This is a genomic window from Kitasatospora sp. NPDC052868, from assembly GCF_044547105.1.
Taxonomy (GTDB): Bacteria; Actinomycetota; Actinomycetes; order Streptomycetales; family Streptomycetaceae; genus Kitasatospora.
The window spans coordinates 18,217-33,648 of sequence record NZ_JBITZW010000043.1; the positions used below are offsets into that span (position 1 = coordinate 18,217).

General features: G+C 72.9%; 14 protein-coding genes and 2 pseudogenes. 7 read left to right on the plus strand and 9 right to left on the minus strand.

All coding sequences use genetic code 11. The features are described from left to right. Nucleotides 1–82: 82 nt before the first annotated feature. The 3 genes and pseudogenes from ACIGZJ_RS36275 to ACIGZJ_RS36285 all read left to right on the plus strand — a co-directional run bounded on the left by ACIGZJ_RS36275 (nt 83) and on the right by ACIGZJ_RS36285 (nt 3,417). Nucleotides 83–958: a peptidoglycan DD-metalloendopeptidase family protein gene (locus ACIGZJ_RS36275; RefSeq protein WP_396461292.1), complete on the plus strand. Its 876-nt coding sequence runs from the start codon at nt 83–85 to the stop codon at nt 956–958. A gap of 147 nt (nt 959–1,105) precedes the next feature. Then, nucleotides 1,106–1,810 (plus strand): annotated as a pseudogene (locus ACIGZJ_RS36280) (FHA domain-containing protein); the annotation flags it as partial. Between the two features lie 248 nt (nt 1,811–2,058). Beyond that, a complete protein-coding gene (locus tag ACIGZJ_RS36285) occupies nt 2,059–3,417 on the plus strand; it encodes a serine/threonine-protein kinase (protein WP_396461293.1) in 1,359 nt (452 codons plus the stop codon). Here the strand turns inward: ACIGZJ_RS36285 and ACIGZJ_RS36290 are convergent. Both ACIGZJ_RS36290 and ACIGZJ_RS36295 read right to left on the minus strand, forming a co-directional pair. Further along, on the minus strand, nt 3,398–4,636 hold the full coding sequence (locus ACIGZJ_RS36290; protein WP_396461294.1) for an MFS transporter: 1,239 nt from the start codon (nt 4,634–4,636) through the stop codon (nt 3,398–3,400). The genes ACIGZJ_RS36285 and ACIGZJ_RS36290 overlap by 20 nt on opposite strands. 154 nt (nt 4,637–4,790) lie before the next feature. Further along, nucleotides 4,791–5,372: a TetR/AcrR family transcriptional regulator gene (locus ACIGZJ_RS36295; protein ID WP_396461295.1), complete on the minus strand. Its 582-nt coding sequence runs from the start codon at nt 5,370–5,372 to the stop codon at nt 4,791–4,793. A 165-nt stretch (nt 5,373–5,537) separates the two neighbouring features. On the opposite strand from ACIGZJ_RS36295, the gene ACIGZJ_RS36300 reads away from it, so the two are divergent. After that, complete coding sequence (locus ACIGZJ_RS36300; protein WP_396461306.1) at nt 5,538–6,464, plus strand: alpha/beta hydrolase; 927 nt, start codon at nt 5,538–5,540, stop codon at nt 6,462–6,464. Nucleotides 6,465–6,841: 377 nt separating this feature from the next. Here ACIGZJ_RS36300 and ACIGZJ_RS36305 read toward each other — a convergent pair whose 3' ends face one another. Further along, the gene (locus tag ACIGZJ_RS36305; protein WP_396461296.1) at nt 6,842–7,501 is read right to left on the minus strand and encodes a hypothetical protein; all 660 of its coding nucleotides are present in this window, start codon (nt 7,499–7,501) and stop codon (nt 6,842–6,844) included. Between the two features lie 240 nt (nt 7,502–7,741). Between ACIGZJ_RS36305 and ACIGZJ_RS36310 the strand changes: the two genes are divergently transcribed. Together ACIGZJ_RS36310 and ACIGZJ_RS36315 are read left to right on the plus strand one after the other, a co-directional pair. Next, nucleotides 7,742–8,029: a hypothetical protein gene (locus ACIGZJ_RS36310; RefSeq protein WP_396461297.1), complete on the plus strand. Its 288-nt coding sequence runs from the start codon at nt 7,742–7,744 to the stop codon at nt 8,027–8,029. 243 nt (nt 8,030–8,272) lie between these two features. Beyond that, on the plus strand, nt 8,273–8,710 hold the full coding sequence (locus ACIGZJ_RS36315) for a hypothetical protein (RefSeq protein WP_396461298.1): 438 nt from the start codon (nt 8,273–8,275) through the stop codon (nt 8,708–8,710). A gap of 89 nt (nt 8,711–8,799) precedes the next feature. On the opposite strand, the gene ACIGZJ_RS36320 is transcribed toward ACIGZJ_RS36315, so the two are convergent. Continuing rightward, nucleotides 8,800–9,141 (minus strand): hypothetical protein, encoded by a 342-nt coding sequence (locus tag ACIGZJ_RS36320; protein ID WP_396461299.1) that lies wholly within the window; start codon nt 9,139–9,141, stop codon nt 8,800–8,802. A gap of 348 nt (nt 9,142–9,489) precedes the next feature. Continuing rightward, nucleotides 9,490–9,993, minus strand: coding sequence for an Lrp/AsnC family transcriptional regulator (locus ACIGZJ_RS36325; protein ID WP_396461300.1), 504 nt, complete (start codon nt 9,991–9,993; stop codon nt 9,490–9,492). Between the two features lie 179 nt (nt 9,994–10,172). Here ACIGZJ_RS36325 and ACIGZJ_RS36330 point away from each other — a divergent pair, with 179 nt between their 5' ends. Beyond that, a complete protein-coding gene (locus tag ACIGZJ_RS36330) occupies nt 10,173–11,873 on the plus strand; it encodes a histidine decarboxylase (protein ID WP_396461301.1) in 1,701 nt (566 codons plus the stop codon). 114 nt (nt 11,874–11,987) lie between these two features. Here the strand turns inward: ACIGZJ_RS36330 and ACIGZJ_RS36335 are convergent, their stop codons facing one another. From ACIGZJ_RS36335 to ACIGZJ_RS36350, 4 genes and pseudogenes are all read right to left on the minus strand, one after another. Continuing rightward, entirely contained in the window at nt 11,988–13,565 is a 1,578-nt protein-coding gene (locus tag ACIGZJ_RS36335; protein WP_396461302.1) for a phytoene desaturase family protein, read from the minus strand. A gap of 85 nt (nt 13,566–13,650) precedes the next feature. Next, entirely contained in the window at nt 13,651–14,706 is a 1,056-nt protein-coding gene (locus ACIGZJ_RS36340) for a magnesium and cobalt transport protein CorA (RefSeq protein ID WP_396461303.1), read from the minus strand. Between the two features lie 179 nt (nt 14,707–14,885). Beyond that, nucleotides 14,886–15,206 (minus strand): ferredoxin, encoded by a 321-nt coding sequence (fdxA, locus tag ACIGZJ_RS36345; RefSeq protein WP_396461304.1) that lies wholly within the window; start codon nt 15,204–15,206, stop codon nt 14,886–14,888. A gap of 93 nt (nt 15,207–15,299) precedes the next feature. After that, nucleotides 15,300–15,432: pseudogene (locus ACIGZJ_RS36350) on the minus strand (4-hydroxy-3-methylbut-2-en-1-yl diphosphate synthase); the annotation flags it as partial.

The following is a 15,432-nucleotide window of genomic DNA, read 5'->3' on the forward strand; positions in this document are numbered from 1 at the left end:
GTCCGAGGTGGCGGGGCGCCTCCAGGGCCGCCAGCATGACGGCCGGGCGGTGCCCGCCGCCGGGGAGCTCAGGAGGAGAACGATGCGCAGGACGTGGGTGGGGCTGCTGGCCTGGCTGGCGGCGGTGGCGCTGATATCGGTGGTCGCGCCGGGGGCCGCGGCCGCGGAAACGGGGCCGGCGGCAGCGGCCGGTCCGCCCTCCGAGCGGCCCGCGTTCCAGCTGCCGTTCCCGTGCGGCACCGCCTGGCGGCTGGACACCTGGGGCCACAACCCCGCGCTGGACATGGTGGTGGAGGGCAACACCGGCTCCGACGGCCTGCCGGTGCTCGCCTCGGCCGCGGGTACGGTGTCCGCCGTGTACCAGGACGCCGGCTCCGGCAACACCGTCCAGATCAGCCACGGCAACGGCTGGTTCACCGCCTACTACCACCTCAAGGACGACCCGGCCGCGTACGTGCGGAAGGGCGACCGGGTGGCGCCGGACACCACCATCGGCCGCATCGGCACCTCGGGCTCCTCCGGCTGGGCGCACCTGCACTACGAACAGCGCTACCTCGCCTCGGGTGACTTCACCGACGAACGCCACCGGGTACCGGCCCTCCTCGACGGCGTCGAGTACTCCGGTCCGGGCGCCACCTGGCCGAGTGTCACCAGCCACAACTGCACCGCCGCACCGGCGGCCTGGCAGGACTGTCCGAGCGGGTACGTCTGCTTCTACTCCGGCCCCGACGGCACCGGTTCGGTCTGCCGCTCCGACACCGACCAGCCAGCCAGTACCTGCGGCCTCCGCCGCTCCTTCTTCAACAACGGTACGCCGCAGCCCGGTTACGACCACGTGCAGGTCTACTTCCGGGAGGGCGGCAGCCTCTGCCTGCACTACGGCTGGACGGAGGGCCGGGGCGAGCTGCCGGCCGGCGGGCGGACCGTCGATCGCTTCGAGTGGCGCGGGGAGTGCTGAGCCGCCTGGCAGGAGCCATCTGGCGGGAGCCGCCTGGCAGGAGCCGTCCGACCGGAGCCGTCTGACAGGCTCATGGCCATCGTTACCTGAATGATTCATTCCGCTCGCTACCCTTCCCCCAGCAGCAGCGGGGGAGGGGAACAGCGCGTGTACAGCATCATCGTGGTCCCGGGGCCGGGCATGGAGCCCGGGGGCCAACAGCGGCTGGCCCCCGGCCAGACCCTGCGCTTCGGCCGGGACGGCGCCGCCGGGGACCTGCTCATCCCGCACGGCGGAGTCTCCAGGACCGCCGGCGAGATCACCGCCGACGGCACCCACTGGCTGCTCAGCAACCTCAGCCGCACCGCCACCTACGTGGTGGAGAACCCCGAGGGCGCCGGCGAGCACCTCAAGATCGCACCGGGTCGGCTCGGCGCCCCGGTGCCCTTCGAGTTCTCCCGCCTCGTCCTGCCGGCCGGCTCAGACCTGGTCACCCTGGACGTCTGGGCGCCCCGACACGACTACGCCGACCGCGACCTGTGGACCGCACCCGGCGGCGAACCCACCCTGCCGGCGTTCCCGCTCGACCGCTCCAAGCGCTACTTCCGGGTGCTCACCGCCCTCTGCGAACCGCGCCTGCGCGTCGCCCCGCACGCCCCCACACCCACCGTCGACCAGGTCGTCGAACGACTGCGCCCGCTCTGGCCGGCCGCCAACCGCGCCGCCGTGCAGTGGAACATCGACTACCTCGCGGTGAAGCTGCGGATCAAGCCCGGCCCGGACAGTGCCGACCCCGGCCCCCGGCTGACCGGCAAGAAGGACTCGCTCGTCTCGCTCGCGCTGCGCTTCGACCTGGTCCGCGAGGACGACCTCGGCAGCCTGGACGACCTCCGCAGCCTGGACGCCGACGCGCCCGGCCCGGCACCCGCGGGCACGGTCCCGGTGTTCGGGCCCGGCTCCGTACCGCTCCCCAGATCCGGCTCCGCACCCGTCCCCGCCCGCTCCGCCGCTCCCGCCTCGGCCGTGCCCGCCTCGCCCGCCCGCTGCGACACCGCCGCCGCCTCGCCCGCCGCCGCCTCGCCCGCCCCCGCCGATACCGCCCCCGTGCCGGACCAGGTACGGTGACCGCCCGCCGCGGCGGCCCGCCGGGGGACCTCCTCCCCGTCCCGGCCGGCTACCGGATCGGGCCCTGGACGGTCGGCCGCCTGCTCGGCTCCGGCGCCTTCGGCTGCGTATTCGCCGCGCGCCGCGCCGTCCCCGAGGCCGGGGTGCCCACCCGGGCCGCGCTCAAGGTCCTGCCGACCGGCACCCGCACCCCGCGCCAGCTCACCCACCTGCGCGAACTCGCCGAGCGGGAGACGGCGTTGCTGCGCAGGGTGCGCGCCCCCCGACTGATCCGGCTGTACGAGGTGCGCACCGTCGACGACCCCGCCCGTCCGGAGCTCGACGGCGCCACCGTCCTCGTGCTGGAGGCGGCGGAGGGCTCGCTGGACGACCTGCTCGCCGTCGACCCCGTCCCGCGAGGCGGCCCCGCACTCCTCGCCCACGTCTGCGAGGGCCTGGACCAACTGCACCGCGCGGGCTGGGTGCACGGCGACCTCAAGCCCGGCAACGTGCTGCTGATGCCCGACGGCACCGCCCGCCTGGCCGACTTCAACATGGCCGCCGAACTGGAGGGCACCCACGCCTACGCCCCGGCCTTCGGCACCGCCGACTACACCCCGCCGGACCTGCTCTGGTGCGAGATCGGCGAACGCGGCCGCAAGATCCGTCCGAGCGCCGACATCTGGGCCTTCGGCGTGCTGGCCCACCTGGTACTCACCGGCACCCTCCCGCTGCCCGGCGGCACCCCGGCCGCCCGCCGCGACGCCGCCATGCGCTACGCCCGCGGCGAGGAGGGGCTCCGGCTCGCACCCGACCTCCCCGAGGCCTGGCGTGCCGTCCTGACGGACTGCCTGGCCCGCCGGCACGAGGACCGCGCCCCGCACACCGCGGGCTCCCTGCTGCGCCGGGTGGAGGCGGCGGCCGCAGGCCGCCGCGCTCCCTGGCGGCCGGGCCCCTTCCTTCGTCGTCGCCGCCCCCTGCTGGTCGCTGCGGCCCTCGCGGCCGCCCTGCTCGCCGGCCTCCTGGCCGCCCTGCCGAGCACCGCCAGGGCGAGCGGCTACGACCGCTGCCGCCGCGGCGCGGTCTGCTTTTTCACCGAGACGGACGGCCAGGGCGAGATCTGCGCCTGGGTCGACGCGGACACCGACTGGTCCGAAGGCGAGACCGGCTGCCCCTGGGCGGCCCAGCAGGCCCCGCGCTCGGTCTTCAACAACGGCCAGGACCTCTCCGAGGGCGCCACCCAGATCGACGTCCAGTACTTCGCCGACTCCGACCACCAAGCCCTCCTCGGCTGTGTCAAGAACGGCCGCCGCCGCAACCTCTCCGGTCAGGAGCACCCGAACTCCCACCTGTGGCTCAGGAGTTGCACGCCTTAGTGGTCGACTCCGGAAGTCCTTCGGGGGTTGACCCGGGGCTGCGCGGCGTTGCGATGATGGGGGCCGAATCCGGTGTCACACGAAGGTGCACGGCGGCGAGCAGTAGGCAGAACGCGGCCATTGCCGACCACAGTGCGGTCGTCCCCGCGTGGGCGAGCAGCTGGGTGCCGAGGACGGGTGCGAGCGTCGCGGCGACGCCCCAGCTGGTGCCGAAGACGGCCAGGTAGCGTCCGGTTCCGCCGGGCGGCGCGAGGCCGGTGACGAGCGCGTAGACGCGGCCCATGACCAGCAGATCGCCGAGGCTCATCACAGCGGCTGAGGCGAGCAGCGCCGGCAGGGTGCGGGCGAGGGCGTAGCCGGTCAGCCCCGCGGCCAGGAGGAGGTGGGCGAGGGCGAGCGCGACGGGCGCGGTGAGCCTGGTCGCGCAGGGTAGGCGGATCAGTGGTTGGGCGAGCACGGTGGTGGCCGCGGCGGCGGTGAACAACAGCCCGGCGTCGGCGGCGGGCAGGCCCTGCCGCGCGAGTGCGAGCGGCAGGGTGATCACGGCCTGTTGGTTGATCAGGGCGTAGGCGGTTCCGGTGGCCAGGACGCTCAGCAGGGCTCGGTCGCGCAACGGTCGTACGGCGCCGCCGTCCTGGTCCGCTCCAGGCGGTGCCGGGCGGTCGCGGGGCAGGGCCAGCCGGATCAGCAGTGCGCAGGCCAGGCAGGTGACGGCGTCGGTGACGAAGAGCCAGCGCAGGTCCCAGCGGCCGAGGAGAGCGGCGAGCAGCCCGGCGCCCATCCCGCCCGCCGCGAGCGCGGCGCTGAACAGGCTGAACGCGCGCACCCGTTGCCGCTCCGGCACGGACTCGCCGATGATCGCCTGGCTCGGGGGCTCATAGAGCTCGAAGGCCAACCCGAGCAGCACCGCCCCGGCGACCACCCAGGTGAGCGACGTGCAGGCCGCGATCGCCAGCTGTGCGGCGGCGCATCCGCCAAGGCCGAGCACGATGGTCGTGCGTCGGCCGATCCGGTCGGCCAGGTGTCCTCCGGCCAGCCGCGAGGGGATCGTCGCGAGCCCGAAGGCGGCGCTGACCAGCCCGGCGGCGGTCAGGCTCGCGCCGTGGTCGGTGCTGATCAGCGCGGTGAGAAAGGGCAGTGAGAAAGCCCCGAGTCGGTTGACGACCCGGGCGAGTAACAGCAGGCGGACGGTGCGGGGCAGTGGTTCGGAGCGCGACATGGCGCCTCCTGTTCTCGTGGATCGTCGATGTCGGTGATCAGCAGGGGTACGCGCGCCGATGTCCGTCTCGTCCTCGGGTGACCTGCGAGCCCTCCTCGACGCCTTCCGCGCCGCCGTGGCACCGGTCTGCGCTGCCGGGGTCGGCGATCCACCGTCAGGTCGGATCGGCGCCGCGGGTGAAGTGCGGCAGCACCATCGCGACCAGGGCATCGACATCGGCGTCGACCATGGGTTCGCCGGTCATGCCCATCCGGTGGAGCAGGGTGCCGACGACGGCATCGATGAAGAACAGGACCCTGTTCTCCGGCTCGTCGAGCGCGTCCTGGAGGGCGAGGCGGTAGGGGTCCTGCAACCGTGCGGAGAGGATCTCGCGCAGGGCCGGGTCGCTGACGGCGTCGCTGAACACGCCCGCGAACGCGTCGCCCACCCCGGGCTCGGCGATCGTCGCCGCGATCCAGCGGATGGTCGAGGACATGAGCTCGGCCCGGTCGGCGCCCTCGTTCAGCGGCGCCGGGCCGAACGCGTCGAGGAGGCAGTCCACGATCAGCGCGCCCTTCGACGGCCAGCGACGGTAGACCGTCGACTTCGCGATGCCGGCCGCGGCGGCGATGCGTTCGACCGTGGCGCGCGCGTAGCCGATGTCGTGCACCGTGCGCAGGGTGACGGCGAAGACCTCGGCGTCGAGGCCGGCACGCGGGCGTCCGGGGGGTCGGGCAGGAGGAGGTGTTCCAGTCATTCCCTCACCATAGCTAGTTCCGCTACCTTGGGTATCGATACCCAAGGTAGCGGAACCATGCGGGGAGGAGAAGGCATGAGCGGGAACAGCGGTGAGCGGCAGCCGTCGGCGGGCGGTGGCGGGTTGCGGCAGCAGGCACTGGGGGGCGAGCCGGACTGGTCGACGATGACCGACGGGGAGCTGGTCGCCTACCGTGAGGCCGAGAACCACAGGCGGGCGGCGCCCGCGATGCGGGCGATCACCGGGATGCCGGACCCCGGGGCCGCGATCGACTGGCAGTCACTGGCACTGCCCGGCCGCCGCCTGCCGGTCCGGGTCCACCGGCCAGTGCGCGAACGCGGCGCCGGCTCCGCCGACCGGGTGGCGGCCCTGCCCCTCGTACTCCACGTCCACGGCGGCGGGTTCGTGGGCACGGCGGTGCAGAGCGACTGGATCAACAGCCATCTCGCCGCCCGGTTGCCGGCCCTTGTCGTGTCGGTCGAGCACCGCCTCCTCGCCCCGGACACTGCGCTGTCGGCCGCCGCCGACGACGGCTGGGACGCGCTCGACCACCTGGTGCGGCACGCCTCCGACTGGGGAGTCGACCCGGCGCGCATCGCCGTGTTCGGCGAGAGCTGCGGCGCACTGATCACCGCCCTGGCCGCCATCCGCGCCAGGCAGGCCGGCCTGCACCTGCGGGCCCAGGTGCTGGTCAATCCCGTCGCGGACGTGACCGAAACGATGTTCGACCACCCCTCGGTCGCCGAGCACGCCCACAGCCCGACCCTGACCGTTCCCCAACTGCGGCTGTTGCAACGGCTCGCCGTCCCCTCGGGAGCCGATCCCCGTGCACTGTCTGCGCTGCACGCCGGCAGTCTCACCGGGATCGCCCCGGCGCTGGTGGTGGTGCCGACCCATGACCCGCTGGCCGACCATGGCCGCCGCTACGCCGAGCGCCTGCGCGCGGCCGGGACGCCCGCGCGGCTGACCGAGTTCCCCGGGGCCACGCACGCCTTCCTCAGCATGCCGGCCGTGGTGTCGCAGGCCGAGGCGGCACGGGCGGAGATCGCCGAGTTCCTCCGCGATGCCCTCGGTCGCCCTGGCGGCCGCTGACCATGCGAGTCCGACGGGCGGGCCGCGGCGTCCGCCGGCGACCTTGCGCCCTCGCGGCATCCAGGCATCACGTTCAGGTACTCGGCTGCGGTCAAGCGGTGCGGGCGTGCCCGCACTCTGCCGGACGGGCCGGGGAGAGGTCACGGCAGGCTGCGGCCTGTCGTGATTCGCTCTCCTTCTCCCGATCGGCTCAGGGCGGCCACGCCGCGAGTCCGAGATCTTTCCATTCGCACGCGCTGCCAGGTGGTCAAATCACCTGTGCGGAGAGCGCTTCGCTCCACCTGGATCCGAACCCCGACCCCGGCACCGACCCTTCCCGGTCCTCACGGGAAGAATGATCCCCACCGGGCCCTAGGTGGGATCGTGTCCCTCCCCGGCTACGGGTAGCCGATCTCCGCAATGTCGTCGGCCAGGTCGGCGAGGGTGACCTCCGAGTTGAGTGATGACACGAGTTCCCGGCTCAGCGGTCGCAAGGCATACACGTCGCGCACCGCCCCCAGGTCGACGGGAAACTCGTAGTAGTCCTCGGCGAAGCGCTGGAACGCCTCCGGCGAACGGTCGACGAGGAGCTTGAACAGGCCCGCCGCCCCGTCGGGGTCGGAACAGCCGGCGGGGAAGTCGATCACTCCGTGCTGCCACCTGTCGTCCGTCACCCCTCGCCACAGGCAGACCGTCACGACGGGCACGTCGTCCTCGTCGGTGAACGACGGCTCTTCGACAAGCGGCCTGAAGGCCTCCGGGACATCGTCGATGACCCCCGGCCACGGCTTGCCATCCTGGCCGTACGGACTCATCGGCGCCTCGTGGTCGAAGCCCCGGACGTAGGCCCCGGCTGCCGAGAACACGATGGAGTACTCGTCCCCCGATCCGTTGCGCATCGACGCCATCTCCTCGCCGTCGGCCCAGCCGGCATTGAAGGAGTAATGCCGGCCTTCCCAGTCCGGGCTCAGGACCGCATCGAGCATCGCCAGCGAGCGGCACAGGTTCCGCAGGTCGGCGAGGGAGGGCAGCCGGCGAGCCACGTCATAGACAGTCACGCCCTCATCCAAGCGGATGCCCCTGACACCCAGGGTCTCCACCGGGTCCGGCACGCTCGGTGGCGACTCCGAGGCCGGGTGAGTCGACTCGCGAACCAGTACCGACCCCGACCTCGCCTACGGGCCGAGCGCACCCGCGCCGCGAATATCCTCGGCACCCCCGGCTGGGGGATCGCAGGGCTGTACCCGAACAGCAGCCCACCAGATGCGTCATGGCCCGGTCTCGTCGAGGGTGGGGGGATGAGTCTGATCGTGCTCCTCGAACCCCGGCTTCAGCGGGTGGACCACTTCGGCGACAGCAATGTCGAACAGGGCTATGTGGAGGGCGTTCGCGCCATCCACGCGGCCGAAGCCGACCCGTCGGTACCGGGCGACCAGTCGGACCACACGCTGTGCGGTGAGCGGACTGGGCGGATGCAGAGATCGGACTATCACCCCTCCAGCCCTGGCGCCACCTGGTACCCGCCGAGATGGCACGGGAGCGGGCTGGTCTGTTCGCGGTGCGACGAGATCGTGCATGCCACGTGATCTTCTGTCGACTCGGCAACTGCCTTCCGGTAGAAGGCTGTTGGATCCTGCATTTTTGACGATCAATCAGATCCAGCCCTTGCCGGCGGCTTTGATCCCGGCCTTGAGGCGGCTGCCACACCGCCGTCATGGCGGGCAGGGCGGGGTCAGGCAGGGCGGGGGCACCCTCGGAGGTCCGAGGTACCGCCCGTGCGGGCCGCGGGACACCCTGGAGTCACTCACCGATTCCAGGGGGACACCATCATGAACCTCAAGCGTTCCGCCGCCGGCCTGCTCGGCGCCGTGGCCCTGCTGCCGGCGGTCGTCGTCGGTACCGGGTCCGCCCAGGCCGCCCCGGTCGCATCCGCCCGGCTGGTGGCGGCGTCGCCGTCGGTCTCGCCGTCGGTCCCGACGCAGTACTACCGCTACGAGACCGACATGTTCGGGATCCCGTGTCCGAGCGGCAGCCTGTGCATCTCCGTGGACGACCCGGGCGCGCAGAAGTGGAAGGTCTTCTACTTCGACCCGTGCCGGCGCTACTCCGTGTCCAACTGGGAGGGCGGCGGCTACTACATCAACAACCAGACCGGGCGCGTGACCACGACGTTCTTCGACCGCTGGGGCAACGGGTTCCCGAACATCCCGGTCGGCGCCAAGGGGTCGTTCAACTGGTCGGACGTCTGGTCGCTGCAGAACTGCTGACCCCCTGTTCGGACGGCCCGGCCCCGGTTCCCCACGACCGGGGCCGGGCCGTCCATCCGGGCCGTCGATCCGGCTGCCCACCGGGCCGCTCACCGGCCGCCGGTCAACCGGCCGTCGCCCAGCCGACCGTCATCGAGCTGGCCGCCGTCGAGGTAGTAGACCCGTAGACCCCCGATCCGACCCGTGACCGCCAGCGCACTGCCCACGGCGGCGCTGGGCGCGCCGGTCTCCGTGGTGAAGACGCGGTACCCGGCCCAGTGCCCGTCCGGCGACGACGGGTCGTACACCGCGCCGACCACGCTCCGGTCGGACTCCTGGTAGTAGACCCGCCGCTGGTCCTCGACGGACCCGGCGGCCGCCACACCGGCGCGGCGCCGGACGCGGAACCGGCCGTCCTCCCCTCGGCGAAGTTGATGTCCGAGTACCCCCACGTGCCGTCCTGCTGCGCCACCTCGATGATGCTGTAGGCCTTCTCGGCCATGGTTCTCAGCCCCCGTCCCCTCCATCCGTCCGGGCGCGGCCTCGACGGCGACCCCACTGTCCCCGGCTCCCCTGTGCCCCCTGCGGAGTTCCGACCGGCTGTAGACCGCCGTCCTCATCTCCACCGTGCGCCCATGTGGTGGCCGTCGCATCCGGAGGGAGCCCCGATTGCGAGGTCGGAGCGGGAAGTTGACACGCTCACCGGTGACTCCGCGTGAGGGTCCCCGGTCGTGGGTCACCCGTCGGTGCCCTCGGCGGCCCGACCGCAGGCGGCTCGCCCGGCCGGATCCGAAGGTGCTTCAGGTGCTCGCGGGGGAGGGCTCGTCGAGGTAGCGGCGCCCGGCTATCTGCTCGAAGATCAGGTTGGTCCGGGTCTGCGCCACCGCCGGGTGCGTGGTGAGGTTGTCCACCACGAAGTCGCGCAGGCCCTCGGGGCCGGCCACGCCGACGTGCAGCAGGTAGTCATCGGATCCCGCCATGTGGAACACCGCCAGGACGCCGGGCAGGTCGGGGGCGGTGCCGCGGAAGCTCTCGTTCTGCTCGCGGGTGTGGGCCCGGAGCCGGACGGAGATCATCGCCTGCAGCGGCAGCCCGATCGCGGCGGGGTCGACGTCCGCCCGGAACCCGCGGATGATCCCGCGCTCCTGCAGCGCGCGGACCCGGGCCAGGCAGGTGGAGGGGGCGATGCCGACCGCCTCGGCGAGCGCGTTGTTGGGCATCCGGGCGTTGTCGGTCAGGGTGCGCATGATCGCCCGGTCCACGTCGTCGATGGCCGCCCTGCGGGTCGGCGGATAATTCGGCATGCCGGGCAGGATTCCAGCTGTTCCCGTCGATTCGCAAGACATCGCGCGGCACTGCCGAATGTTGTTCGGAGGATCTTCCGCCGGGCGCCGCGAAGTTCCATCCTGGGCCGCGAGCGGCGAACGCCCCTCTGCCGCTCCCCGCCCGGATCGGCCCGCACCGATCCCGGAGTGCCGCGCCTATGAGCCTGACCGCCACCTTCGCCGCGACCGCCGCCGACACCGTGCCCGCCGCCCTCGCCGTCGACACCGTGCCCGCCGTCGACCCGGGGGCGGAGCTGGACGGCCGCGACTTCGTGCTCCCCACGAGCGGGTTGGACGACGAACGCCGCCTGCACGCCCTCGACACGGTGGACGAGTACCTGTCGAGGAAGCGCCGGCACCTGGTCGGCTACCAGGCCACCCAGGACATGCAGGGCTGCGCGCTGGACCTGGCCCGGTTCATGCCGAACAACATCAACAACCTCGGCGACCCGTTCCAGAGCGGCGGCTACAAGCCGAACACCAAGGTCGTCGAGCGGGCGGTGCTCGACTACTACGCGGCCCTGTGGAACGCCGAGCGGCCGCACGACCCCGCCGACCCCGAGTCGTACTGGGGCTACATGCTGTCGATGGGCTCCACCGAGGGCAACATGTACGCGCTCTGGAACGCCCGGGACTACCTGAGCGGCAAGGCGCTGATCCAGCCGCCGACGGCCCCGTTCGACGCCCTGCGGTACGTCCAGGCCGCGCCCGACCGGCACAACCCCAACGCCCACCGCCCGGTCGCGTTCTACTCCGAGGACACCCACTACTCCTTCGCCAAGGCGGTGCGGGTGCTGGGCGTCGAGACCTTCCACGCGGTCGGCCTGGAGAAGTACGCGGACGAGTGCCCGCTGGTCGACCCCGCCACCGGACTCCGCGAGTGGCCCACCGAGGTGCCCTCCAGCCCCGGCCCCTCCGGCCGGTCCTGGGACGGCACGGGCGAGATCGACGTCGACGCCCTGGTGGTGCTGGTCGAGTTCTTCGCCGCGAAGGGCCACCCGGTCTTCGTCAACCTCAACCTCGGCAGCACCTTCAAGGGCGCCCACGACGACGTCCGGCAGGTCTGCGAGCGCCTGCTGCCGGTCTTCGAGCGGCACGGCCTGATCCGGCGCCAGGTGGCGTACGGCACGGACCGGCAGACCGGCGAGCCGCTGGTCGACCTGCGCAGGGGCTTCTGGATCCACGTGGACGGCGCGCTCGGCGCCGGCTACGCGCCGTTCCTGCGGATGGCCTCCCAGGACCCGGCGGCGTACGGCTGGACCCCCGAAGTGGAGCTCCCCGAGTACGACTTCGGTCTCAGGCTGCCCACCGCGGAGTTCGGCGACCTCGACATGGTCTCCTCGATCGCCATGAGCGGCCACAAGTGGCCCGGTGCGCCGTGGCCCTGCGGCATCTACATGACGAAGGTCAAGTACCAGATCTCGCCGCCCTCCCAGCCGGACTACATAGGCGCGCCGGACACCACCTTCGCGGGCTCCCGGAACGGGTTCTCCCCGCTGGTCATCTGGGACCACCTGTCCCGGCACTCCTACCAGGACCAGGTGGACCGGATCCGCGGCGCCCAGGAGCTGGCCGGCCACCTGGAGCGCCGGCTGAGGGAGCTGGAGCAGGAGACGGGCGTCGAGCTCTGGACGGCCCGCACCCCCGGCGCGGTCACCGTGCGCTTCCGCAAGCCCAGCCCCGAACTGGTGGCGAAGTGGTCGCTGTCCTCCCAGGACGTGCTGATGGTCCCGGGCGACGAGTCCTCCCGCCGCAGCTACGTGCACGTCTTCGTGATGCCCTCGGTCGACCGGACGAAGCTGGACGCGCTGCTGGCCGAACTCGCCCAGGACCCGGTCATCCGCGGGTGCGCCGTCTGACCCCCGCCGTCTGACCCCCGCCGTCTGACCCCCGCCGTCCGACCCCGCCGTCCGACCCCGCCGTCCGACCCCGCCGTCTGACCCCGCCGTCCGACCCCCACCGACAGAGGTCGGCTACCGGCCCAGCTCCTCCAGCACGGCCCGGGCCGCGTTGTGCCCCGGGATGCCGCTGACGCCGCCGCCGCGGACCGCTCCCGCCCCGCAGAGCAGCACGTTCGGGTGCGCCGTCGCCACGCCCCAGCGGGCGGCGGCGCTCTCCGGAGCCTCGGTCGCGAAGGGGAACGAGAGGTCCCGGTGGAAGATGTGACCGCCCGGCAGGCCGACCTCCCGCTCCAGGTCCAGCGGGGTCTTGGCCTCCACACAGGGCCGCCCGTCGGCGTCCGTCGCCAGGCAGTCGGCGATCGGCTCGGCCAGCACCTCGTCGAGCTGCGCCAGACTCGCCGCGAGCGCACGCTCCTTGGCCGCCGGGTCGGTGAACAGCTGGGCGGGCATGTGCAGTCCGAACAGCGTCAGCGTCTGCAAGCCCTGCCGGAGCTCCTCGGGCCCGAGGATCGACGGGTCGGTGAGGGTGTGGCAGTAGATCTCCGACGGCGGCGCCGAGGGCATCCGGCCCGCCCGCGCCTCGGCGTAGGCCGTCTCCAACTGCCGGTAGCCCTCGGCGATGTGGAACGTGCCCGCGAACGCGTCCCGGGGATCCACGGCGGTGTCCCGGAGCCGGGGCAGCCGGCGGAGCACCATGTTGACCTTCAGCTGGGCGCCCTCCGGCGCGGGTCCTGCCTCCTCGCCCAGCAACCGGGCCAGCACCGCCGGGGCGGCGTTCACCAGGACGTGCCGACCGATTGCGGTGGCCTCCCCGTCCCGGTGGCGGTAGGCCACCTCGGCGTCACCGGCGCCGGCGGTGGCGACGGCGGTGACCTCGCAGCCGGTCCGGATCTCCGCGCCGGCCGCCAGCGCCGCCTCGGCCAGCGCGCCCGTCACCGCGCCCATCCCGCCGACCGGGACGTCCCAGTCGCCCGTCCCGTTGCCGATCACGTGGTAGAGGAAGCAGCGGTTCTGCCGCAGCGAGGGGTCGTGGGCACGGGTGAAGGTGCCGATCAGCGCGTCCGTCAGGACCACCCCGCGCACCAGGTCGTCGCCGAAGGTCCGCTCGATCGTCTCGCCCAGGGGCCGTTCGAAGAACGCCTCCCAGACGGCGTCGTCCGCGACCCGCCGGCGCAGTTCGGCCCGGGCGGGCAGCGGCTCGGTGAGCGTCGGGAACACCCGCTCGGCGATCCGCCCGGCCGCCCCGTAGAAGCGCTGCCAGGCCTCCCACTCCCGCTCCGCACCGGTCAGCGCCCGGAACGACGCCCGGGTCCGGCCCGGGTCGGCGGCATCCACCAGCAGCCCGGTGGGCTTCCCGTCCCGGACGGCGGGCGTGTACGAGGCGATCCGGCGCCGTCGCAGGTCCAGCCGCAGCCCCAGGTCCCGCACCACCGAGTGCGGCAGCAGGCTCACCAGGTACGAGTAGCGCGACAGCCTGGCGTCCACCCCCGCGAACGCCCGGGCCGACACCGCCGCCCCGCCCACCTGCGGCAGCCGTTCGAGTACCAGCACCCGGAGTCCGGCCCGCGCGAGGTACGCCGCCGCCACCAGCCCGTTGTGCCCGCCGCCGACGATCACGACGTCGTGCCGGGAGGGCGAGTCCGTGTTCACGCGGCCACGCTACGCCACTTCGCACGGCCGCGGAACGGGCGTGCGTCCACCCGTCGCACCCGGGCCGCAGCGGGCGGCGCGCCCGCTACCCCGGAGCGGACCGCGGTGGGCGGTGGGCCCCGCTGCCCGCCTCCGGCAGCGGTGGCGCCGTCCGGCCGCGCTGCCGGTGCAGCCAGACGTACAGCACCAGGCAGGGCAGCAGCAGGCCGCCGAGGCCCAGCGCGACGAACTCCGTGAGGGTGTCGATGTGCCGGACCAGCCACGCGAAGTTCTGCCCGAAGAAGCCGACCACGAAGGAGAGCGGGAGGAACACGGTCGCGACGATCGTGAGCCGCTCCATCGTGGCGCTCTGCCGGAGGGTGATCCTGTTCTGCTCGACGGAGATCACCGCGATGTTCGCCTCCAGGACGGTGGTCAGCAGGTCGCGTTGGGCGGCGACCTCCTCGTTGACCAGCAGGAGGTGGTCGTGCACGTCGCGGAAGTACGGCAGCAGTTCGGGCGCCGACCTGCCGGGCGGCAGCCGACGGGCGAGCACGGCGAGCAGGGGGTGGACGGCGCGGTAGAAGTCGGTGGCCTCGCGGCGCAGGAAGTAGATCCGTTCGGTCGGGGCGACCGTGCCGGAGAACACCGTGGCCTCGATCTGCTCGATGTCGCGTTCGAGTTCGGTGACGACGGGTGCGTAGCTGTCGACCACCTGGTCGAGGATCGCCCACAGGGTCGAGGCACTGCCGGTGCGCAGCAGTTCGGGGCTGTGTTCGAGCCGGCTGCGGGCGCCGGTCAGCTCGCTGGCGATGCCCTGGCGCACGGTGATCACGAAGTGTTCGGCGAGGAAGATGCTGATCTCGCCGGTGTCGATCTCCTCGCGTTCGTCGTCGTAGCGCGCGGTGCGCAGGATGATCAGCTCGGTGCCGTCCTCGTACCGTTCGGCCTTCGGCCGCAGGTGGAAGGCCTGGGCGTCCTCGACGGCGAGTTCGTGCAGGCCGAAGCTCTCGCGCACCCTGGCCAGCTCCTCGGGGCCCGGTTCGAACATGCCCAGCCAGACGAATCCGCCCTGTGTGCAGCGCGCGGCCGCCGCCTCCAGCGGCATCGGGCCCTCGTGCTGTCGGCGTCCGTCGCGGTAGTGCGCGCAGTCGACGATCATGGCCTTCCTCCTCGCGCCCGGCCGACCGCGCAGTCCGTCGCCCCACCGGCGGCGATGCACGCCGTAGTCGACCCCCAGCAGTCCATGCTCCTCCGATTCGGCCGGACCCGCGCCGCGTCGGGCCGCGGGGGCGGGGGATGGCGGCGGGGCGGTCGCGCCGTCATCCCCCCGGACAGGGCCTAGGCCGTCCGGACGGGCTGTCCCGCGACGAAGGGGTGGTCGCTCCCGATCAGCCCCTGGCCGGCGGCGCCGCCGGGCGAGCCGAGCTCCTCGAAGAAGTCGGCGTTCGCCGTCCGGTACTCCCTCCACTCCGCGGGGGTGTCGTCCTCGTAGTAGATGGCCTCCACCGGGCAGACCGGCTCGCAGGCGCCGCAGTCGACGCACTCGTCCGGGTGGATGTACATGGACCGCAGGCCCTCGTAGATGCAGTCGACGGGGCACTCCTCGATGCAGGCCTTGTCCTTCACGTCGACGCAGGGCTGGGCGATGACGTACGTCATGGGTTCCTCACTTCCGCACTGTGGCAAGGGAATCCGGCCGGACCGGGCCGTCCGGACCGGACGCCCGACCGGGGCGCCGGCCCGGACGGCCGGTCACTCGCCGGCGGTGACGGTGGGGGCGCCGGCTTCGGCGCCGTCGGCCTGCATCTGCTCGGCGAGCTTGAGGGCCTCCTCGATCAGGGTCTCGACGATCTTCGATTCGGGGACGGTCTTGATGACCTCGCCC